Origin of the sequence: Pseudomonas sp. SJZ080, from assembly GCF_007828295.1 — a bacterium.
GTDB classification, from domain to species: Bacteria; Pseudomonadota; Gammaproteobacteria; order Pseudomonadales; family Pseudomonadaceae; genus Aquipseudomonas; species Aquipseudomonas migulae_A.
In genome coordinates, this window is record NZ_VIUK01000021.1 from 14,198 (window position 1) to 35,745 (window position 21,548).

A 21,548-nucleotide genomic window follows, 5' to 3' on the forward strand; every position below is an offset into this window, starting at 1 on the left:
GGCTGCGATCTTTTGGGGCTAGACTGGTGCTCAAGGGAGAAACATCACCATGACTACCCGACGACGCGTCTTACATACACTCACCCTGCTCCTGTGTCTCGGGCTCGGTGGTTGCGCGTCCTGGTTCAGCGAGGATGAGCCGGAACCCGCGGTGCACCTGGTCAAGGTCGAAGTCGTCCAGGCCAAACTGATGCAGCAGCGTTTCACGCTGTACTTTCGTGTCGACAATCCCCGTGACAGCGACCTGACGGTGCGCGGCCTCGAATACCGGATTCATCTGGGTGACATGCTGCTGACCGAGGGTGAGCACGAGCACTGGTTTACGATCAGCCCCAAACGCAGCGGGTATTTCAAGGTGCCGATCCGCACCAACCTGTGGCCCAAGGTGCGGGACCTGGTGAAGATGCTGAAAAAAACCGATCAACCCGTCCCCTATCGGCTGGAAGGTGAGCTGGAAACCGGTGTGTTCATCGCGCACTACGTGCACCTGGCGCGCAAAGGCGTGATAATCCCCGCCGATTTAATTCCGGAGCACACCCGATGACCCAGCAACCCCACGTCCATGGCCCTGACTGCAACCACGATCATGACCATCACGACCACCATGATCACGACCATGGCCATGTTCACGGCCCGAACTGCGGCCACGCGCACCAGGAACCGGTACGCAACGCCCTGAAGGATGTCGGCCGCAACGATCCTTGCCCATGCGGCAACGGCAAGAAATTCAAGAAGTGCCACGGCGCTTGATGGGTTAACCCCATTCTTCTGTACGAGCCGGCTTGCTGGCGATCGGATCGACGCGGTGTTTCAGATTGACCGCGTTATCGTTCATCGCCAGCAAGCCGGCTCCTACAGGTCGGCGTTCAGGATCTGCACCGTGCTGACAACCGTGGCGTACTCGCCCTGCAGATTCCCCAGCGACATGGCGTGCACGTCCTCGGCAGAACGGGCATTACCAAAGTAATCCGCCTTGTCGAACGTAAAACACGCATCCTCCGCCACCCACGTCTCAAATCCCAGGTTCCCGGCCGTTCGCGCCGTGGACTCCACCGAGTTGTTGGTCGCAACGCCAACAATGATCAACTGATCGATCCCCGCCTCGCGCAACTTCGCCTCCAACCCTGTCGCACAAAACGCATCCGGCACCTGTTTCTGAATCAGCTGCTCGCCGGCCAATGGCTGGAACCGCTCCTGAAACTCCACGCCCGATTGCTGCGGCCAGAACACCGAGTCCGGCGAACGGGACAGGTGCTGGACGTGAATCACCGGTCGCCCGGTTCGACGCCAAAGACCCAGTAGCTCGAGAATCCGCTCCTCGGCTTGAGGATTGTTTCGCCGGCCGAGCCTGGGCTCCAAAATGCCTTTTTGTTGATCGATGATGATCAGTGCCGCGTTGGTCTTGAGCTCCATGCCGACTTTTCTCACGCAAGGTCATTGAATTTCACGCACTTCAGCATCACCTCCTCCTACAGGCAAGCTCTCGATCGCAAACAGGACGACCTGACGCCCGCGGTTGCTGTCCATCCCTTACGACGTCTCTTGATGTGGAGTACTTCATGATCGACCTGTATTACTGGACCACCCCCAATGGCCACAAAATCTCGATTTTCCTGGAAGAAGCCGGACTGCCTTACAACGTGCACCCGATCAACATCAGCCAGAACGAACAGTTCCAGCCGCACTTCCTGAAAATCTCGCCGAACAACAGAATCCCGGCGATCGTCGATCATGAGCCCGCCGATGGCGGGGAACCTTTGTCGCTGTTCGAGTCCGGGGCGATTCTGCTTTACCTGGCGGAAAAGACCGGCAAATTCCTGCCCAAAGACCTGCGCGGTCGCCAGCAGGCGCTGCAATGGCTGTTCTGGCAGATGGGCGGGCTGGGGCCGATGGCCGGGCAGAATCATCACTTCAGCCAGTTCGCGCCGGAGAAAATCCCTTACGCGATCAAGCGCTACATCGACGAAACGGCGCGCCTTTACGGCGTACTCGACAAGCAACTGGCGAACAATGAGTTTGTCGCCGGCAACGAATACAGCATTGCCGACATGGCGATCTACCCGTGGATCGTTTCCCACAAGTGGCAGAGCCAGAACCTCGAAGATTTCCCGAATGTGCTGCGCTGGTTCAACCACATCCAGAATCGGCCGGCGACGGTGAAGGCGTATGCACTCGCGGCGAAGGTCAACCCACCTAAAGCCAGCTGAAATTGACGCCAAACCTGTAGGAGCCGGCTTGCTGGCGATAGCGGTCTGACATTCAATATTTATGTCGACTGTTACACCGCTATCGCCAGCGAGCCGGCTCCTACAGGTTCTGTGTCCACCTGGCGAAAGCTGCGATCATCGCTCGTTCGGCAGACAAATCCTGAAATAACCCCATACCCCGCTTGCGCGGCCACCTCCTGCTCTCTAACGTAGCGCCTTTATTGCGCCTCTACCCCCGCAGGAGCTTTGCCATGGCCTCGCCAGCCCTTACACATTTTCTTCCCCGGTTCGGCGTTGCCGCAGCAGTGGCCGGTGTTTTGAGCCTGACCGGATGTCAGACCTGGAACACTCAGGACACCCTCCCGCCGACCACCGGCGTGCAGCCGCTCAAGGGTCTGGCGCAGAACGTTTCGGTGCGCCGCAATGCCATGGGCATGCCGTTGATCGAAAGCAGCACGTTCCACGACGCACTGTTCACCCTCGGTTACGTGCACGCGAGCGACCGCATCACGCAAATGGTCACCCTGCGGCTGCTGGCCCAAGGTCGTTTGTCGGAGATGTCCGGTTCGGACCTGCTGGACGCCGACCGCTACATGCGCGCCGTCAACCTTAAGAAAAGCGCCGGCGAGTTGTACAAGGCGTCGTCGCCGCGCCTCAAACGCTTCTTCGAAGTCTATGCCCGCGGGGTCAACGCCTACCTGTTCCGCTACCGCGACAAACTCCCGGCAGACCTCGCGGCCACCGGCTACAAACCCGAGTACTGGAAACCGGAAGACTCAGCGCTGATTTTCTGCCTGCTGAATTTCAGCCAATCGGCGAACCTGCCCGAGGAAATTTCCTCGCTGGTGCTGGCCCAATCGGTCACCACCGACAAACTCCCGTGGCTGACACCCTCCGCCCCCGACGAAAAACTGCCGGTGGCCGAAGCCGAAAAACTTCAGGGCCTCAAGCTCAACGGGACGATTCCAGGACTCGCCGAAATCAGCAAGGCCACCGGCCAACTGTCCGACCTGAATCTGCTGGGCGCCACGTCATCGAACAACTGGGCGATCGCCCCGCAACGCAGCCGCAGTGGCAAAAGCCTGCTGGCCAGCGACAGCCATGGTCCGCTGGGCGTGCCGTCGTTGTTCAGTTACGTGCAGATTCGTACGCCGAAATACCAAGCGTCCGGCGTGACCATCGCCGGTTTGCCGATGGTGCTGGGCGGCTTCAACGGCAAAGTGGCGTGGAGCATGACCTCGGTCATGGGCGACAACCAGGACCTGTTCCTGGAAAAGATCAAACGCCAGGGCAACGGGCTTTCCTACGAAGTCGGTGGCAAATGGCAGCCGGCTATCGTTCGCAACGAAACCTATTTCGTCAAAGGCCAGCGGCCGATTCGCGAAGCGGTGTACGAAACCCGCCACGGACCGCTGCTCAACAGCGCCAAAGGCACAGCGCTGGATAACGGCCTGGGTTTGGCATTGCAGACGCCGAACTTCACCGATGACAAATCACTGGATGCTTTTTTCGACCTGTCCCGTGCGCAGAACGTCGAGAAAGCCTCGGACGCCAGCCGTGAAATCCGCGCGATCACGCTGAACCTGGTCTTCGCCGACGCCAGCAACATCGGCTGGCAAGTCACCGGCCGTTACCCGAACCGCCGTGAAGGCGAAGGCCTGCTGCCGTCGCCGGGCTGGGAAGGTCGTTACGACTGGGACGGTTACGCCGACCCAATGCTGCACCCATACGATCAGGACCCGGCGCAAGGCTGGCTCGGCACCGCCAACCAGCGGGTCATTCCCCATGGCTACGGCATGCAGCTGTCCAATTCCTGGTCGGCACCGGAGCGTGGCGAACGCATGGCCGAACTGGCCGGTGTGGGCAAACACGACACGCGCAGTGTGATCGCGATGCAATACGATCAGACCACTACGTTCGCCGCCAAACTGAAAAAGATGTTTGAAGCACCGGGCATGGCCCAGCCGCTGAAGCAAGCTATCGAGGCACTGCCGGTCGCTGAACGCGGCAAGGCTCAGGAAGCGTTGACCCGCCTGAAGGCGTTCGACGGCAAACTCGCCCCGACCTCCGCCGATGCGGCGATTTACGAGTTGTTCCTGCAAGAAAGCACGAAGCAAATCTTCCTCGACGAACTGGGCCCGGAAAGCAGCCCGGCGTGGAAAGCCTTTATTGCCAACGGCAAGTTGTCCTACGCGGCCCAGGCCGATCACCTGCTGGGCCGTGAAGACAGCCCATTCTGGGATGACGCGCGCACACCGCAGAAAGAAGACAAACCGACGATTCTTGCCCGCAGCCTTGCAGCCGCCATTACTGCCGGCGACAGCCAGTTGGGTGGCGATCACAAAGCCTGGCAGTGGGGCAAACTGCACCGTTATGAGTGGAAGAATGCCAGCGGCCAGACCGTTCGCGGTCCGCTCGCGGCCGGTGGCGATCACACCACGTTGAACACCTCGGCATTCGCCTGGGGCCAGGATTTCAACACCACGCTGGCGCCGGCCATGCGCTTCATCGTCGACTTCGGCCAGGCCGAACCGCTGATGGGCCAGAACGGCACCGGTCAGTCCGGCAATCCTGCCAGCCCGAACTACCTCAACGGCGTGGAGCCCTGGCTCAAGGGGCAATACGTGAGTTTGCCGATGCAACCGCAGAATTACGACAAGGTGTACGGGACCAAGCGATTGACGCTGACACCCGGCAAGTAAGGGGCACCACCGTCCAATGTGGGAGCGGGCTTGCTCGCGAAAGCGGTGTGTCAGTCAACGATGATATTGGCTGACACACCGCTTTCGCGAGCAAGCCCGCTCCCACATTGGAATGTCATTTTCCTGTGAAATATCGATAGAACTTCTGACCTCGCCCAAACCTCATAGCTAACAAGTCCCTCCATTTTGGTAACGACATGGAACTTGTTATCGCGCGCCCCGAAGGTTTGTACTGCCCCGCAGGCGATTTCTACATCGACCCGTGGCGGCCGGTCGAGCGTTCGGTCATCACCCACGCCCACGGCGACCATGCCCGAGGCGGCAACCAGCACTATCTGGCGGCCGCGCCCGGCGAAGGGATTTTACGCGCGCGACTGGGCCAGGACATCAACCTGCAAACCCTGGCCTATGGCGAACGACTGCTGCACCACGGCGTCACCCTGAGTTTCCATCCCGCCGGCCATGTGCTCGGCTCGGCACAGGTGCGCCTGGAATACGGTGGCGAAGTCTGGGTCGCCTCGGGGGATTACAAGATCGAGCCCGATGGCACCTGCGCCCCCTTTGAGCCGGTGCGCTGCCACACCTTCATCACCGAATCGACGTTTGGCCTGCCGATCTATCGCTGGCAGCCCCAGGCGCAGGTGTTCGCCGAGATCAATCAGTGGTGGCAGGCCAACGCCGCCGAAGACAAGGCCAGCGTGCTGTTTTGCTATTCCTTCGGCAAAGCGCAGCGGATTCTCCACGGCATCGACGCCAGCCTCGGCCCCATTCTGGTGCACGGCGCCGTCGAGCCGCTCAACCGGGTGTATCGCGAAAGTGGCGTTTATTTACCGCCGACGATCTACGCCGGCGATGTACAAAAGAGTGACCCGATGATGCGCAAGGCGCTCATCCTGGCCCCGCCTTCCGCTGGCGGCAGCACCTGGATGCGCCGTTTCGGTGACTACAGCGATGGCTTTGCCAGCGGCTGGATGCGTTTGCGCGGCACGCGGCGGCGGCGCGGTGTCGACCGTGGCTTCGTGCTATCCGACCACGCAGACTGGCCGGGCCTGCTTTGGGCCATCGAGCAAACCGGCGCCGAACGCGTGATGGTCACCCACGGTTCGGTGGCGGTCCTGGTGCGCCATTTGCGCGAACAAGGTCTCGACGCCCAAGAGTTCACCACCGAATACGGCGATGATGAAGAAGACATCGCAACCACCGAACCCGAGAGCGCCGAGGTGCTGCCATGAAGGCTTTCGCCGAGTTGTACGCGGAACTGGATGCCACGACCTCGAGCAACGCCAAACTGGCGGTGATGCAACACTACTTCGCCCAGGCCGTGCCGGAAGACGCCGCATGGGCGGTGTACTTTCTGTCCGGCGGACGCCCTCGCCAACTGGTGCCGGTGCGCATCCTGCATGAACTCGCCGTGGCGTATTCCGGCCTGTCGCCGTGGTTGTTCGAGGAGAGTTATCAGGCGGTTGGCGATCTGGCGGAAACCATCTCGCTGGTGCTGCCCGAAACACCCCACAGTTCCACCGACGGATTGGCGGTGTGGATCGAAGAAAAACTGCTGCCGTTGCGCGGCGAATCTCCCCAAGTGCTCGCCGAACAACTGCCCGGACTCTGGTCGCAACTGGACCGCCCCAGCCTGATGCTCTGCATCAAACTGATCACCGGCAGTTTGCGCGTCGGTGTCTCAAAATTGTTGGTGACCCGCGCCTTGGCGGCCATGGCGCAGCTCGACAGTAAACGCGTGGCCCAGCGGCTGGTGGGTTACACCGACCTGTCCAATCGCCCGAGCGCGGCCAGCTACCTGAAGCTGATTGCCGCCGAATCGTCGGATGAACATGCTCGGCGTGGCGGTCAGCCGTATCCGTTTTTTCTGGCTCATGCACTGTCGCAACCGGTCGAACAGTTCGAAGGGTTGCTCGGCCCGGCCAGCCACTGGCAAGTGGAATGGAAGTGGGATGGCATCCGCGCCCAAGTGGTCAAGCGCGACGGCCGACTGTGGATCTGGTCACGCGGTGAAGAGCTGGTCAGCGAACGCTTTCCGGAACTCGACAGCCTGGTCCATGGCCTGCCCGACGGCACGGTGATCGACGGTGAAATCGTGGCCTGGAAAACCGCACCAAGGGACACCGAAGATGCCTTCGATCCACTGGCGCCAACGCCGCCCGCGGTGCAACCGTTCGCCCTGCTGCAACAGCGGATCGGCCGAAAATCCCTGGGCAAGAAAATTCTCGATGACGTGCCGGTGGTTGTCCTCGCCTACGACTTGCTGGAATGGGCGGGCGAAGACTGGCGCAACCAGCCACAAGCCAAGCGTCGCACCCAACTGGAGCACGTCATCGCCCACTGCAACAACCCGGTGTTACTGCCCTCCCCTGTGCTCACCGGGGAAGACTGGTTCGACCTCGCCCGCCAACGCGAAGCCTCCCGCAGCCTGGGCGTCGAGGGCATGATGCTCAAGTCCCGCGACGCGTTGTATGGCGTGGGTCGCACCAAGGACATGGGCGTCTGGTGGAAATGGAAAGTCGACCCGTTCAGCGTCGACGCGGTGCTGATCTACGCGCAGCGCGGGCATGGCCGCCGGGCCAGTCTCTACAGCGATTACACCTTCGCCGTGTGGGACGGCCCGCCCGACGCCAGCGAACGTACCCTGGTGCCGTTCGCCAAGGCCTATTCGGGGCTCACCGACGCAGAAATGCGCCAGGTCGACAGCATCGTGCGCAAGACTACAGTGGAGAAATTCGGGCCAGTCATCAGCGTGAAACCGAGCCTGGTATTTGAATTGGGGTTTGAGGGGATTGCTCTGTCCAAACGGCACAAGAGCGGTATCGCGGTGCGGTTTCCCAGAATGCTTCGGTGGCGGCAGGACAAGACTGTTGACGAGGCTGACAATCTCGCGACCCTGCAGGATCTGCTCGGCTGACCCGCTCTCCTGCAGGCGCCGGCTTGCTGGCGATGAACGATAACACGGTCATTCTGAACCACCGCGCCGGCCTGATCGCCAGCGAGCCGGCTCCGACAACGCGGGGTGCACGCTCAATACTGGTGCAGCCATTTACCGATGCCCGTTTTCGTGCATAAATCCCGTCCAGCCATTTCCTGAACCACCTTTTAAACGCTTGTTCGGCACTCTGGTTCGGAAATTGCTACTTTCATTAGGTCTTACGCTTTCCAGTAACAATAATTCTGCGCCACAAGCGCTCATATTGGTTCTTAGGGATTGAATAATGAAAAAAGCATTGCTGACCCTTTCTGCACTGGCGTTGTGCATGGCTGCTGGCTCCGCGCTGGCCAAGGAATACAAGGAACTGCGTTTTGGCGTTGACCCTTCCTACGCACCGTTCGAGTCGAAAGCGGCCGACGGTAGCCTGGTGGGCTTCGACATCGATCTGGGGAACGCGATCTGCGCCGAGCTGAAGGTCAAGTGCAAATGGGTCGAAAGCGATTTCGACGGCATGATTCCGGGCCTGAAGGCCAATAAATTCGACGGTGTGATCTCTTCGATGACCGTCACCCCGGCCCGCGAAAAAGTCATCGACTTCTCCAGCGAGCTGTTCTCCGGCCCAACCGCTTACGTGTTCAAGAAAGGTTCCGGCCTGAGCGAAGACGTCGCGTCCCTGAAGGGCAAGACCGTTGGCTACGAGCAAGGCACCATTCAGGAAGCCTACGCCAAGGCCGTGCTGGACAAGGCTGGCGTGAAAACCCAGGCCTATCAGAACCAGGACCAGGTGTATTCGGACCTGATGTCCGGTCGCCTCGATGCGGCGATCCAGGACATGCTGCAAGCCGAACTGGGCTTTTTGAAGTCGCCTAAAGGCGAAGGCTACGAAGTCAGCAAGCCGGTCGACAGCGAATTGCTGCCAGCCAAAACAGCTATCGGTATCTCTAAAGGTAACAAAGACCTCAAGGCACTTTTGGATAAAGGTATCAAAGCGTTACACGACGATGGCACCTACGCCACCATTCAGAAGAAACACTTTGGCGATCTGAATCTGTACAGCGGCAAATAATGCCCGGCGCCCATCTCGCGATGGGCGCTTTTTTCATCCGATCAGGTTGCTGATTTATGTTCGAAACTCTCTTGCAAAATCTGGGGCTCTCAGCCTTCAGCCTCAAGGGCTTCGGTCCGTTGCTGATGGAAGGCACCTGGATGACCATCAAATTATCGGCGTTGTCGCTGCTGGTGGCCGTGTTGCTCGGCCTGCTCGGCGCCAGTGCCAAGCTGTCAAAAGTCAAACTGGTGCGCGTACCGGCGCAGGTTTACACCACGCTGATTCGCGGCGTGCCGGACCTGGTGCTGATGCTGCTGATCTTCTACAGCCTGCAGACCTGGTTGACGTCGTTCACCGATTTCATGGAATGGGAATACATCGAGATCAACCCGTTCAGCGCCGGGGTCATCACCCTGGGCTTCATTTACGGCGCGTACTTCACCGAAACCTTTCGTGGCGCGATTCTCGCAGTACCGCGGGGCCAGGTCGAAGCGGCCACCGCCTATGGCCTCAAGCGTGGCCAGCGGTTCTGGATCGTGGTGTTCCCGCAGATGATGCGTTTCGCCCTGCCGGGCATCGGCAACAATTGGATGGTGATGCTCAAGGCCACCGCGCTGGTGTCGATCATCGGCCTCGCCGACCTGGTCAAGGCCGCGCAGGACGCCGGCAAAAGCAGCTATCAACTGTTCTACTTCCTGGTGCTGGCCGCGTTGATCTACCTGCTGATCACCAGTGCATCCAACGTTATCCTGCGCTGGCTTGAACGCCGCTACGCCGCCGGCTCCCGGGAGGCCGTACGATGATCGAACTCCTGCAGGAATACTGGAAACCTTTCCTCTATACCGACGGTTACAACATCACCGGCCTGGCCATGACCCTGTGGCTGCTCAGTGCGTCAATCTTCATCGGTTTCGTGGTGTCGATCCCGCTGTCCATCGCCCGGGTATCGCCGCATTTCTACATTCGCTGGCCAGTGCAGTTCTACACTTACCTGTTCCGCGGGACGCCGCTGTATATCCAGCTGCTGATTTGCTACACCGGCATCTACAGCCTGGCCGCCGTGCGGGAACAGCCGATACTCGATGCATTCTTTCGCGATGCGATGAACTGCACCATCCTGGCGTTCGCCCTGAACACCTGCGCCTACACCACGGAGATTTTCGCCGGGGCGATTCGCAGCATGGCCCATGGTGAAGTCGAAGCGGCCAAGGCCTACGGTCTGACCGGCTGGAAGCTGTATGCCTACGTGATCATGCCGTCGGCGCTGCGTCGCTCGTTGCCTTATTACAGCAACGAAGTGATTCTGATGCTGCACTCGACCACCGTGGCGTTCACCGCGACCATCCCGGACATCCTGAAAGTCGCGCGGGACGCCAACTCGGCGACCTTCCTGACCTTCCAGTCGTTCGGCATCGCCGCGCTGATCTACCTGACCGTTACCTTTGCGCTGGTCGGCCTGTTCCGCCTCGCCGAACGCCGATGGCTGGCGTTCCTCGGGCCGACCCACTAGGACTTCTTGCAAATGCGCCACCAGATACATGACTTGCTGGCCCCGCTGCCGGGGACCGCGCGACAGATTCACAGCTTCCACTTCGGCCCGACGGCAGCCCAAGGCAAGATCTACATCCAGGCGTCGCTGCACGCCGATGAAATGCCCGGCATGCTGGTCGCCTGGCACCTCAAGCAGCGCCTGGCGGAGCTTGAAGCCGGCGGTCGGCTGCGCAGCGAAATCGTGCTGGTGCCGGTGGCCAATCCGGTCGGCCTCGAACAAGTGCTGATGGATGTGCCGCTGGGCCGCTACGAGCTCGAAAGCGGGCAGAACTTCAACCGCTGGTTCGTCGATCTGAGCGAAGAAGTCGGCAACGAAATCGAAGGTCAGCTCGGCGACAATCCGCAGCGCAACCTCGAGCTGATCCGCAGCAGCCTGCGTCAGGCACTGACGCGACAGACCGCCAGCACTCAACTGCAATCCCAGCGCCTGATCCTGCAACGACTGGCCTGTGATGCGGACATGGTGCTGGACCTGCATTGCGATTTCGAAGCGGTCGCGCACCTCTACACCACGCCCGAGGCCTGGCCTCAGGTCGAACCGCTGGCCCGCTATATCGGTGCCGAAGCCAGCCTGTTGGCCACCGACTCCGGCGGCCAGTCATTCGACGAGTGCTTCACCCTGCTCTGGTGGCAGTTGAAGGAGCGTTTCGGCGAGCATTTCGACATTCCGCCGGGGAGTTTTTCGGTGACCGTCGAATTGCGCGGCCAGGGTGACGTCAATCATCCACTGGCCAGCCTCGACTGCCAGGCGTTGCTCGATTACCTGACTCACTTCGGCGCGATTGCCGGTGAGCCGGCGCCCCTGCCGGAACTGCCGTATCCCGCCACGCCACTGGCCGCCGTCGAACCGGTGGCCACGCCCGTGGGCGGTTTGCTGGTGTTCACCGCGCTGCCGGGGGAATACCTCGAAGCCGGGCAACGGGTCGCCGAAATCATCGACCCGATCACTGATCGCGTCACCCCCATTCACTGCACCGTCGCCGGGCTGATGTACGCCCGCTCGCTGCGGCGCATGGCCACTGCCGGCATGGTGATCGCCCACGTCGCGGGCACCGAAGCCTATCGCAGCGGCTACCTACTTTCGCCTTGAGGATGCATGCCCCATGTACAAACTGACCATCGAAGGCCTGCATAAAAGCTATGGCGATCATCATGTGCTCAAAGGCGTTTCACTCAAGGCCAACACCGGCGACGTCATCAGTCTGATCGGCGCCAGCGGCTCGGGTAAGAGTACCTTTCTGCGCTGCATCAACTTTCTCGAACAGCCCAACGACGGCGTCATGACCCTGGACGGTCAGAACATCCGCATGATCAAGGATCGCCACGGCATGCACGTGGCCAACCCCGATGAATTGCAAAAAATCCGCACGCGCCTGGCCATGGTGTTCCAGCACTTCAACCTGTGGAGCCACATGACCGTGCTGGAAAACATCACCATGGCCCCGCGCCGGGTGCTGGGTTGCAGCAAGCAGGAAGCCGAAGACCGCGCCCGTCGTTATCTCGACAAGGTCGGCCTGGACGCACGCGTGGCGGACCAGTACCCGGCGTTTCTGTCCGGTGGTCAGCAGCAGCGGGTCGCCATTGCCCGAGCGCTGGCCATGGAACCGGAAGTCATGCTGTTCGACGAACCGACCTCGGCACTCGACCCGGAACTGGTCGGTGAAGTGCTCAGGGTGATCCAGGGCCTCGCTGAAGAAGGCCGAACCATGATCATGGTGACTCACGAAATGAGTTTCGCCCGCAAAGTGTCGAGCCAGGTGTTGTTTCTACACCAGGGGCTGGTCGAGGAAGAAGGCGCACCAGAAGACGTGCTGGGCAATCCGAAGAGCGAACGGTTGAAGCAGTTCCTCAGCGGTAACCTCAAGTAACACGCCCGCCTTTGCAGGAGCCGACTTGCTGGCGATGGTGTTTCAGTCGACGACAATGCGTCTAATAACGCCATCGCCAGCAAGCCGGCGCCTGCAAATCAAAATATCTGACTGGCCATTCAATTAAAGCTAAACAACCGGCGCGGGAGGTGGCTCATCCGGCAGGGTCGGCTCACCGGGTTCGGTCGGTTGTTCGTTGGGGGTATCGGGATCAGGCTGACCGGGAATGCCCCCCGCCATGCTGATTGGCGGATGTGCCAACAAGGACCAGGCCAAAACGCCAACCTGATTGGGCTCAAGCCTTGCCAGTTCGGCACTTATTCGCGGGTCGATCTTCATATAGCACTCCTGAGCGATGGCCCGATCCGCCTTGCGCGGATCGGAGCAGTACACTCCATAGAGTGTACGCTCGCTCAGGAATTCCCACGGTTTGTCAGACGGTTGACTCAGGTGCGTGGCAGCGTTACGCCGCGCTGGCCCTGATACTTGCCGCCACGGTCCTTGTAGGACACTTCGCATTCTTCGTCGGATTCAAGGAACAGCATCTGCGCCACGCCTTCGTTGGCGTAGATTTTCGCCGGCAGGTTGGTGGTGTTCGAGAATTCCAGGGTCACGTGACCCTCCCACTCAGGCTCGAGCGGGGTGACGTTGACGATGATGCCGCAACGGGCGTAGGTGCTTTTGCCCAGGCAGATGGTCAATACGTTGCGCGGAATACGGAAATATTCGACGGTGCTGGCCAGGGCGAAAGAGTTTGGCGGGATGATGCAGACGTCGCTGTGGATGTCGACGAAGCTGCCGGCATCGAAATTTTTCGGGTCGACGATGGCCGAGTTGATGTTGGTGAACACCTTGAAATGATTGGTGCAACGAACGTCGTAGCCGTAACTCGACACCCCGTAGGAGATCACACGGCTATCGTCGCTGCCGCGCACCTGGCGCTCGACGAACGGTTCGATCATGCCGTGCTCTTGCGCCATGCGGCGAATCCACTTGTCCGATTTGATGCTCATGGCGGGTGTCCTGAATAGCGAGGTGGAAAAAATCTGTCCGGCATCTTACCGGGCGCGCGCTTCGGGTTCAAAGACCGTGGCGCAATTCTCGCCGATCCCCCGTAAATTCCGGAACTTCCCCGCAATACGATGCACCGTCAGTCATGAAAACAGAGAAACCTTTGCAGGAAGCATTGGCACGTTCCGGAAAAAGGGTTAAGGTGGCGCCACTGTGCTGCTTGTGTCACTGAGAATCTCTACACGATATGTTGAATTTCGATCCAACCATCTACAAGAATTTTTCCTGCTCTTTGCACTCAGTCTCGGCCAGGGTTCTTCCTGCGTCGCAGTTATCTTTGTTCAAGGAGTTACACCATGTCTAATCGCCAAACTGGTACCGTTAAGTGGTTCAACGATGAAAAAGGCTTCGGCTTCATCACTCCACAATCCGGTGACGACCTGTTCGTTCACTTCAAAGCTATCCAATCCGACGGCTTCAAAAGCCTGAAAGAAGGCCAACAGGTTTCTTTCATCGCTACCCGCGGTCAGAAAGGCATGCAAGCTGAAGAAGTTCAAGTTATCTAACTTGTACTTGCTTTAGTAAAAAGCCCCGCCCTCAAAAGCGGGGCTTTTTTGTGCCTGTGTGTTTTTGCCGGGCAAAAAAGATCGCAGCCTTCGGCAGCTCCTACAGAATTTACGTCAATCTTTGTAGGAGATGCCGAAGGCTGCGATCTTTTGCGTTTTAACGTCTTACCAGGCCACACCGAATCCTGCGGTGTAACGGGTCTTGTCCAGATCGGCATCGTCAGTACCGCTGATGATATCTCGCTCGGCCTTCAGGTTAAGCGACGCCCACTCGGTCACTTTGTAGCGCAAGCCCATTTCGGCATCGAGCGCATAATCCGCCACGCCCGACAACGGCTTGCCCACTTCGCCATTGGTGAAGAACTCCACCTTCTTGCCGATCAGGTAGCGGTTGTAATCCCATTTCATCGCCAGGGAATAGAAGTTCTCCTTGCTGCCGTCGTCGAACTCGTAGTCCGTGCGGTTGACCAGCGAGCCCAGCGAGAATGCGCCCAGCTCGTCATCCCAGAACTGGTAACCCGGACCGGTACCGACCGTGCGCTGACGGGAGAGCTCTTCAACCTTGTCGCGCTTGTAGACCGCGCGCCCCTGCCAGAACCATTTCTCGGTCAGGAAGCGGTCGAGGGAGTACTCGCCCCGCCAGTTGTCGCTGGTGACCACGTCATCCTGGAATTCGCGGTTGTACTCGCCTTCCGCGATATGCCGCCATCTGCCATGACGTGCCGTGGTCTTGAAGTCGATGTCGTAGTCGTCGGTATCTTTTTCCGCCCGCTGGTAATCCAGCGCCGCATCGATATTTCCTTTCCAGACCAGATCTTCGACGATCGGTTTGGGCTTGAGAATCTGCTGGATACTCGCCAGCTCGACCGTCTTCGGTGCCTCGCCGTTTTCCAGCGTCACCTTGCCGTCGTCTGCCGCGTGCAGCGACTTGGCCTTCTCGCCTTTGTAGGTTTCCTGCTTGACCAGCAACTCCTGATCGCTCTCCAGGGTTTTGACCTGCTTCCAGTCGATAGGCACCGCGCCGGCGTACTCGGTCTGAATCAACAGTTTGCCGCCATCGAACAGCGTGATCTTGCCGCTCAGCTTGTCACCGTTCTTCAACCAGACAGTATCGGCGAGCAAAGGCGTGGAAGCGCTAAAGACAGCGAGGCACAGCAGGGTTCTGGACACCATAAGCAAATACAGGCTCAAGTTTGCGAAAAAAGTCGGCATTATCCGAAGGAATAAGACCCTAGCATGGAGTGACACGCCTATTTCCATGGAGTTCACTCCTGCAGGAACGGGCTTGCTCGCGATAAACTTGAAATTGACGCGTTTTCCAGACCCTCTCCGTCATCGTTAACGCCCATCGCGAGTGAGCTCGCTCCTACAGGACCCCGGATGTGACCGACCCAACCACCGAAACAGAAAGTGCCGCGCAAATCCGACGCACGGCGCTTTATCTGACCCTGGCCCAGGTGCCCGAGGGCAAAGTCGTGAGTTATGGTCAACTTGCCGAGCTGGCAGGACTTGGCCGCGCGGCGCGCTGGGTCGGTCGGACCCTGAGCCAGTTGCCCGGCGACACCAAATTGCCTTGGCACCGCGTGCTCGGCGCCGGTGGCCGGATCAGCCTGCCGGTGGGCAGTCCTTCAGGGGATGAGCAGCGCGCGCGACTTCGCTCCGAAGGCATCAGTGTCCTGAACAATCGTGTTGATATTCGGCGCCATGGCTGGCGCCCGGTAGAGCACAGCGGTTAGAGTGCGCGCTTTGTTTCCGTAATCTTGAGGCAGACTTCAGCCCATGCCCCGTAAAACCTGGCGCGCCGCGCTCGCCGCCTATGCCAGCCCTTCAACACTTGTGCTGTTGTTGCTTGGTTTCGCCGCCGGCCTGCCCTACATGCTGGTGTTTTCGACACTTTCGGTCTGGTTGCGTGAAGCCGGTGTGGCTCGCGAAACCATCGGCTATGCAAGCCTGATCGGCCTGGCCTACGCCTTCAAATGGGTCTGGTCGCCGCTACTCGACCAATGGCGCCTGCCTTTGCTCGGCAAGCTCGGTCGCCGACGCTCGTGGCTGGTGCTTTCCCAGGCACTGGTAATCCTCGGCCTGATCGGGATGGGTTTCTGCGACCCGCAAAAACATCTGTCCTGGCTGATCGCCATTGCCGTGGTCGTTGCCTTCGCCTCGGCGACGCAGGACATCGCGGTCGACGCCTATCGCCTGGAAATCGCCGACGACACCCGCCAGGCCGCCCTCGCTGCCAGTTACATGTCGGGCTATCGGATCGCGGCGCTGCTGGCCACTGCCGGCGCCCTGTTCTTTGCCGAAGGCTTCGGCTCCACCGGTTTCAACTACAAGCATTCGGCATGGGCCGGCACTTACCTGCTGTTCGGCGCCCTGATGGTTCCGGCGTTACTCACCTCGTTTTTCATGCGAGAACCGCCGGTTCCGTTGCGCACGCAACTGCAGGCCGGGCGCTACAGTTTTGTGCATCAACTGGCCTCAGTGTTCGTGCTGATCGTGCTGCTGGTTTCCGTGCCGGCCATGTTCACTCAGCTCTACAACACCGATTTCGCCAGTGTGCTGTTCGGAGGCGTGAGCCTGCTCGACCTGCTGCTCGAAGACCGCGCCTTCCTGCGGGCGATTCTCTACACCACGCTCACCGCGCTGTGCCTTTCGGCCATGGGCCGCCGTGGCCTCGCGCCGGTGCTGACCCCGATCAACGACTTCATTCTGCGTTACCGCTGGCAGGCGCTATTGCTGCTCGGACTGATCGCCACGTATCGGATGTCGGATACGGTGATGGGCGTGATGGCCAACGTTTTCTATATCGACCAGGGCTTCACCAAGGATCAGATTGCCAGCGTCAGCAAAATCTTCGGCCTGATCATGACCCTGGTCGGCGCCGGCATGGGCGGCCTGCTGATCGTGCGCTTTGGCATCCTGCCGATTCTGTTCATCGGCGGAGTAACGTCCGCCGGCACCAACCTGCTGTTCCTGATGCTCGCCGACATGGGCGCCAACCTGAACATGCTGATCCTGACCATCTCCCTGGACAACTTCAGCTCGGGCCTGGCGACCTCGGCGTTCGTCGCCTATCTGTCGAGCCTGACCAACCTCAAGTTCTCGGCCACCCAATATGCCCTGCTCAGCTCGATCATGCTCCTGCTGCCACGTCTGATCGGCGGCTATTCCGGGGTCATGGTGGAAAAGTTCGGCTATCACAATTTCTTCCTGATCACCGCGTTGCTAGGCGTTCCGACACTGCTGTTGATCGCTTTGCACTGGTTCCAGGAGAACCGCCGCGAAGGCCCGACACCGACGCCGGAACCAGTGCCGACCCAGGTCGCGGAAGAATCGTAGGACGCTTCGCCGAGGGCGTGGAGAATCCCGCCCTCGAGCCACACCACCGACCGCGCGCCTGTACGTCAGCAGATCTCGCCCGTACAATGCTCCGTCATTTCTCGTCATCAGCAACCGACAACGGCCAACCATGCGCACCAGTCAATTTTTGCTCGCCACACAGAAAGAAACGCCTTCCGACGCGGTCGTGATCAGCCACCAGCTGATGCTGCGCGCCGGCATGATCCGCAAACTCGCCTCGGGCCTGTACACCTGGCTGCCGATGGGCTTGCGAGTGATGCGCAAGGTCGAAGCCGTCGTTCGTGAAGAAATGAACGCCGCGGGCTCTCTCGAAGTGTTGATGCCGAGTACTCAACCGGCTGAGCTGTGGCAGGAATCCGGTCGTTGGGAAGAATACGGACCTGAACTGCTGCGCTTCAAGGATCGCCACGGTCGCGACTTCTGCGCCGGCCCGACCCACGAAGAAGTGATCACCGACCTGATGCGCAACGAGCTGAGCAGCTACAAACAGCTGCCGATCAACCTGTATCAGATCCAGACCAAATTCCGTGACGAAATCCGCCCACGCTTCGGTTTGATGCGCGGCCGCGAGTTCATCATGAAGGACGCCTATTCGTTCCACGCTGACCAGCCTTCGCTACAGGTCACCTACGACCGCATGCACCAGGCGTACTGCAACGTGTTCACCCGTCTGGGCCTGAAATTCCGTCCTGTTGAGGCCGACAACGGCTCCATCGGCGGCGCTGGCTCCCACGAGTTCCATGTACTGGCCGAATCCGGCGAAGACGACATCGTCTTCAGCAACGGTTCCGACTACGCCGCGAACATCGAGAAGGCCGAAGCCGTGCCACGGGAAACCTCCCGTCCGGCACCGGCTGAAGAGCTGCGCCTGGTCGACACGCCAGAGACCAAAACCATCGCCGCGCTGGTGGAAAAATTCAATCTGCCAATTGAAAAGACCATCAAGACCCTGGTGGTGCACGCTGAAGAGAAAGGCAAGCTGATTGCCCTGATCATCCGTGGCGACCACGAGCTGAACGAAATCAAGGCCGCCAACCAGCCAGGCGTTGCCAGCCCGCTGGTCATGGCTTCCGAAAGCGAATTGCGTGACGCGATTGGCGCCGGCGCCGGCTCTCTCGGCCCGTTGAACCTGCCGCTGCCGATCATCATCGACCGTTCCGTCGAGCTGATGAGCGACTTCGGTATCGGTGCGAACATCGACGACAAGCACTACTTCGGCGTGAACTGGGAGCGTGACCTGCCGGTTCCGACCGTTGCCGACCTGCGTAACGTTGTGTCTGGCGACCCTAGCCCTGACGGCAAAGGCACCCTGGAAATCAAGCGCGGCATCGAAGTCGGGCACATCTTCCAGCTGGGTAACAAGTACAGCAAAGCGATGAAGTGCGAAGTGCTGGGCGAAAACGGCAAGCCGGTCACCCTGGAAATGGGTTGCTACGGCATTGGCGTTTCCCGCGTAGTGGCCGCCGCCATCGAGCAGAACAACGACGAGAACGGGATCATCTGGAGCGACACGCTGGCGCCGTTCCAGGTTGCCCTGGTGCCACTGCGCTATGAAACCGAGCAGGTTCGCGAAGCCACCGACAAGCTGTATGCAGAACTGACTGCGGCCGGCTTCGAAGTGCTGCTGGACGATCGCGACAAGAAAACCAGCCCGGGCATCAAGTTCGCGGACATGGAGCTGATCGGCATTCCTCACCGGATCGTGGTCAGTGACCGCGGCCTCGCCGAAGGCAATCTGGAATACAAGAGCCGCACCGAGCCCGAGGCGCAAGCGCTGCCGGTCGCTGACGTGCTGTCCTTCCTCCAGGCCCGTATCCGCCGCTGACACCAGATAGAGAAGTCATGTTCAAGCGAAACACCTTAGGCCTCGGTGGTGCTGCCCTGTGCGGCACCCTGCTGGTCAGCGGCTGTGCCAATCACATGTCGCAACGCAGCGAGCACGAGGAACGTGTCGAGCGCAAATTGCTCGACCACAGCCTGCAGATCGATGTCGGTGAGCCCAAGGTGCTTGAGCTGCCGCAACGCCGGGTGAAAATCCACGAGCAGAAAACCTTCGAAGTCACCGAGTTCGAGGTCACGCGGCATTACGATCGCTACACGCCTTATCAACCCTGGCGGGAGATCTACGAGATCCCGTTGGGCGCGGTGGCCGTGGTGGCCGGTGTCGGCGCGAACGTGGTCAACGTGTTCGCCCTCGGCAACTTGCCGGATAGCGTGACCAAGGACTGGTTCAGTTACGGTTTCGCCGGGCTCAACCCGTTCATGAACGCGCCGTCTCACGGCCGTGCGCAGCAGAACCTCGCGGGCATCGACGAAGTCCAGCTCGACAAGCGTACGGAATACTCGAGCCTGCCGTGGAGCGAGCGCCCGGTTGAGGTCAAGGCCGGCAAGGAAACGTTCGAGCTGACCACTGACAAAAACGGTGTGTTGCGCCTGAACCTGCTGGACAGCCCATTCGCCGAACATGACATCAATCACCTCAGCCGGCTGCTGATCAAGGTCGAAGACGGTCAGGACGATGTGCACAGCGACTCGTCCCTGGCGGTCAGCAGCTCGTTGCGCGGCAAACTGCTCGAAGCCCACGGGCTGATCTACGACGATCTTGAAGACGACGAAGTGAGCCAGTGGGTGCACCGGGTCAAACGTCTGTCGGAGCTGGGTCTGGAAGAAGAAGCCAGTGAGCTGGAACAGAGCCTGATTGAGCTGACGCGCAACGATCCGGAGCTGCAGACTGAATTCCTCAAGTCATTGACCAAGGATGCCGGGCGGCTGGTGGCGGATCCAGGACCGAATTAAAAGCTTCGTCGCAACGCCGCCTTCGCGAGCAAGCCCGCTCCCACAGTTGACCGAGTTGTTAAGGTGAACGCGATCTAATGTGGGAGCGGGCTTGCTCGCGAAGGCGGCCTGACACTCACCACACCATCCAAACCCTGCCGCTAGCGCTCAAACAACTCCATCTGCTCGAACCCGCCCCGCAAATCCTCCAGCCTCACCCCGATCCCCAACAACCGCACCGGTTTCCCGCCGCGATTGAACGCCTGGGTCAGCAGCAGCTGGTAACTCTGAAGATCCCGCCCTGCCCCGGCCTGCTCCAGCGTAGTCTGGGTGAAGTCATGGAATTTGACTTTGACGAACGGCTTGCCCGGCCGATAGCTGTCATCAATCCGCGCCATGCGTCCCGCCAGGGTTTCCAGCAACTCCGGCAATTTATCCAGGCAGCTCACCAGATCCGGCAGATCCACGTCATACGTGTTTTCGACGCTGATCGATTGCCGCCGACTGTCGTTGTGCACCAGCCGCTCATCGATCCCACGAGCCAGGCTCCACAGTCGCTCGCCAAAGCTGCCGAATTCACGCACCAGCGCCAACTTGTCCCATTCGCGCAAATGCGAGCAATCGACAATTCCGAGCCTGCCCAGTTTGTCGGCGGTCACTTTGCCCACGCCGTGCAGCTTGCTCACGGGCAAGCCACTGACAAAATCCTCGACCTGATCCGGTGTAATGACGAACAAACCATTGGGCTTTTTCCAGTCGCTGGCAATCTTGGCCAGGAACTTGTTCGGCGCCACGCCGGCCGAGACCGTGATATGCAACTGATTCGACACCCGCCGGCGGATGTCCTGGGCAATCCGTGTGGCGCTGCCGCCGAAGTGCGCGCTGTCCGACACATCGAGGTAGGCCTCATCAAGGGAAAGCGGCTCGATCAGGTCGGTGTAATCACGGAAGATCGTGTGAATTTCCTTCGACGCTTCTCGATAGGCGTCCATGCGCGGTTTGACGATGGTCAGGTCCGGGCACAACTTCAAGGCATGCCCGGAAGACATCGCCGAACGCACGCCATAGGCCCGCGCTTCGTAGTTGCAGGTGGCAATCACTCCGCGTCGATCCGCCGACCCGCCCACCGCCAGCGGCTTTCCGGCCAGGCGCGGGTCGTCACGCATCTCGATGGCAGCGTAGAAGCAGTCACAATCGACGTGGATGATTTTTCGCTGGGTCATATGAAAGCGGTGTTCATGGCAAAGAAAAGGAGACATGGCAGGCCGGATCAGCAGTATCTCACTGACACCTGTATATAGCACCAGTAGTCTGAATGTTCTTTCCCGCTCGTAGGAAAAGTCGCGGATGAATTTATTTTCTCAATCGAAAGACCACCTTCGATAGAGCTGCAAGCCTTGCCACGCCTGACTCGCAGCCGATTACACCGTCGCACTTTCAAGCTAAGCGATTGAACCAGAACAGGTTTTATCTGGATTGAAGGTTGACAGCCGGGCGATCCTCTGTAGAATGCCGACACACA

The 21,548-nt window shown here is 59.8% G+C and carries 21 protein-coding genes; 16 read left to right on the forward strand and 5 right to left on the reverse strand.

The window, feature by feature from the left end:
* The first annotated feature begins 49 nt into the window (after positions 1-49).
* Together FBY04_RS23620 and FBY04_RS23625 are read left to right on the forward strand one after the other, a co-directional pair.
* A complete protein-coding gene (locus tag FBY04_RS23620; protein ID WP_145317260.1) occupies positions 50-544 on the forward strand; it encodes an LEA type 2 family protein in 495 nt (164 codons plus the stop codon).
* Positions 541-750: an SEC-C metal-binding domain-containing protein gene (locus tag FBY04_RS23625; RefSeq protein ID WP_007906737.1), complete on the forward strand. Its 210-nt coding sequence runs from the start codon at positions 541-543 to the stop codon at positions 748-750. Before FBY04_RS23620 ends, FBY04_RS23625 begins: the two co-directional genes overlap by 4 nt.
* A gap of 102 nt (positions 751-852) precedes the next feature.
* Here FBY04_RS23625 and FBY04_RS23630 read toward each other — a convergent pair whose 3' ends face one another.
* A complete protein-coding gene (locus FBY04_RS23630) occupies positions 853-1,413 on the reverse strand; it encodes a cysteine hydrolase family protein (protein ID WP_145317263.1) in 561 nt (186 codons plus the stop codon).
* 146 nt (positions 1,414-1,559) lie between these two features.
* On the opposite strand from FBY04_RS23630, the gene FBY04_RS23635 reads away from it, so the two are divergent.
* The 9 genes from FBY04_RS23635 to FBY04_RS23675 all read left to right on the forward strand — a co-directional run bounded on the left by FBY04_RS23635 (position 1,560) and on the right by FBY04_RS23675 (position 12,314).
* The gene (locus FBY04_RS23635) at positions 1,560-2,207 is read left to right on the forward strand and encodes a glutathione binding-like protein (RefSeq protein ID WP_084321787.1); all 648 of its coding nucleotides are present in this window, start codon (positions 1,560-1,562) and stop codon (positions 2,205-2,207) included.
* Positions 2,208-2,458: 251 nt separating this feature from the next.
* Entirely contained in the window at positions 2,459-4,909 is a 2,451-nt protein-coding gene (locus tag FBY04_RS23640) for a penicillin acylase family protein (RefSeq protein WP_145317265.1), read from the forward strand.
* 197 nt (positions 4,910-5,106) lie between these two features.
* Positions 5,107-6,141 (forward strand): ligase-associated DNA damage response exonuclease, encoded by a 1,035-nt coding sequence (locus tag FBY04_RS23645; RefSeq protein ID WP_145317268.1) that lies wholly within the window; start codon positions 5,107-5,109, stop codon positions 6,139-6,141.
* Complete coding sequence (locus FBY04_RS23650; protein WP_145317271.1) at positions 6,138-7,826, forward strand: ATP-dependent DNA ligase; 1,689 nt, start codon at positions 6,138-6,140, stop codon at positions 7,824-7,826. Before FBY04_RS23645 ends, FBY04_RS23650 begins: the two co-directional genes overlap by 4 nt.
* Positions 7,827-8,130: 304 nt before the next feature.
* On the forward strand, positions 8,131-8,913 hold the full coding sequence (locus FBY04_RS23655) for a transporter substrate-binding domain-containing protein (RefSeq protein ID WP_017336791.1): 783 nt from the start codon (positions 8,131-8,133) through the stop codon (positions 8,911-8,913).
* A 56-nt stretch (positions 8,914-8,969) separates the two neighbouring features.
* Positions 8,970-9,698, forward strand: coding sequence for an ABC transporter permease (locus tag FBY04_RS23660; protein WP_084321791.1), 729 nt, complete (start codon positions 8,970-8,972; stop codon positions 9,696-9,698).
* On the forward strand, positions 9,695-10,405 hold the full coding sequence (locus FBY04_RS23665; RefSeq protein WP_084321792.1) for an ABC transporter permease: 711 nt from the start codon (positions 9,695-9,697) through the stop codon (positions 10,403-10,405). The genes FBY04_RS23660 and FBY04_RS23665 overlap by 4 nt, the downstream gene beginning before the upstream one ends.
* 12 nt (positions 10,406-10,417) lie before the next feature.
* Positions 10,418-11,536 (forward strand): succinylglutamate desuccinylase/aspartoacylase family protein, encoded by a 1,119-nt coding sequence (locus tag FBY04_RS23670; protein ID WP_084321793.1) that lies wholly within the window; start codon positions 10,418-10,420, stop codon positions 11,534-11,536.
* Between the two features lie 13 nt (positions 11,537-11,549).
* The gene (locus tag FBY04_RS23675; protein ID WP_084321794.1) at positions 11,550-12,314 is read left to right on the forward strand and encodes an ABC transporter ATP-binding protein; all 765 of its coding nucleotides are present in this window, start codon (positions 11,550-11,552) and stop codon (positions 12,312-12,314) included.
* 129 nt (positions 12,315-12,443) lie between these two features.
* Here FBY04_RS23675 and FBY04_RS23680 read toward each other — a convergent pair whose 3' ends face one another.
* On the reverse strand, positions 12,444-12,653 hold the full coding sequence (locus tag FBY04_RS23680; protein WP_084321795.1) for a hypothetical protein: 210 nt from the start codon (positions 12,651-12,653) through the stop codon (positions 12,444-12,446).
* Positions 12,654-12,760: 107 nt separating this feature from the next.
* Complete coding sequence (gene dcd, locus FBY04_RS23685; protein WP_007904652.1) at positions 12,761-13,327, reverse strand: dCTP deaminase; 567 nt, start codon at positions 13,325-13,327, stop codon at positions 12,761-12,763.
* Positions 13,328-13,681: 354 nt separating this feature from the next.
* Here dcd and FBY04_RS23690 point away from each other — a divergent pair, with 354 nt between their 5' ends.
* Positions 13,682-13,891 carry a cold-shock protein gene (locus FBY04_RS23690; protein WP_002554837.1) on the forward strand — a complete coding sequence of 70 codons (210 nt, stop codon included), beginning with the start codon at positions 13,682-13,684 and terminating at the stop codon, positions 13,889-13,891.
* Between the two features lie 165 nt (positions 13,892-14,056).
* On the opposite strand, the gene FBY04_RS23695 is transcribed toward FBY04_RS23690, so the two are convergent.
* Positions 14,057-15,064, reverse strand: a complete 1,008-nt coding sequence (locus tag FBY04_RS23695) for a DUF481 domain-containing protein (protein ID WP_084321796.1) — start codon at positions 15,062-15,064, stop codon at positions 14,057-14,059.
* Between the two features lie 209 nt (positions 15,065-15,273).
* On the opposite strand from FBY04_RS23695, the gene FBY04_RS23700 reads away from it, so the two are divergent.
* From FBY04_RS23700 to FBY04_RS23715, 4 genes are all read left to right on the forward strand, one after another.
* Positions 15,274-15,627, forward strand: coding sequence for an MGMT family protein (locus FBY04_RS23700; protein ID WP_084321797.1), 354 nt, complete (start codon positions 15,274-15,276; stop codon positions 15,625-15,627).
* 43 nt (positions 15,628-15,670) lie between these two features.
* On the forward strand, positions 15,671-17,230 hold the full coding sequence (locus tag FBY04_RS23705; protein ID WP_145317274.1) for an AmpG family muropeptide MFS transporter: 1,560 nt from the start codon (positions 15,671-15,673) through the stop codon (positions 17,228-17,230).
* Between the two features lie 130 nt (positions 17,231-17,360).
* Complete coding sequence (locus tag FBY04_RS23710; RefSeq protein ID WP_084321799.1) at positions 17,361-19,076, forward strand: proline--tRNA ligase; 1,716 nt, start codon at positions 17,361-17,363, stop codon at positions 19,074-19,076.
* Positions 19,077-19,093: 17 nt separating this feature from the next.
* A complete protein-coding gene (locus FBY04_RS23715) occupies positions 19,094-20,047 on the forward strand; it encodes a hypothetical protein (protein ID WP_084321800.1) in 954 nt (317 codons plus the stop codon).
* A gap of 140 nt (positions 20,048-20,187) precedes the next feature.
* Here the strand turns inward: FBY04_RS23715 and dinB are convergent, their stop codons facing one another.
* Positions 20,188-21,249 carry a DNA polymerase IV gene (dinB, locus tag FBY04_RS23720; protein WP_084323797.1) on the reverse strand — a complete coding sequence of 354 codons (1,062 nt, stop codon included), beginning with the start codon at positions 21,247-21,249 and terminating at the stop codon, positions 20,188-20,190.
* Between the last annotated feature and the right edge of the window lie 299 nt (positions 21,250-21,548).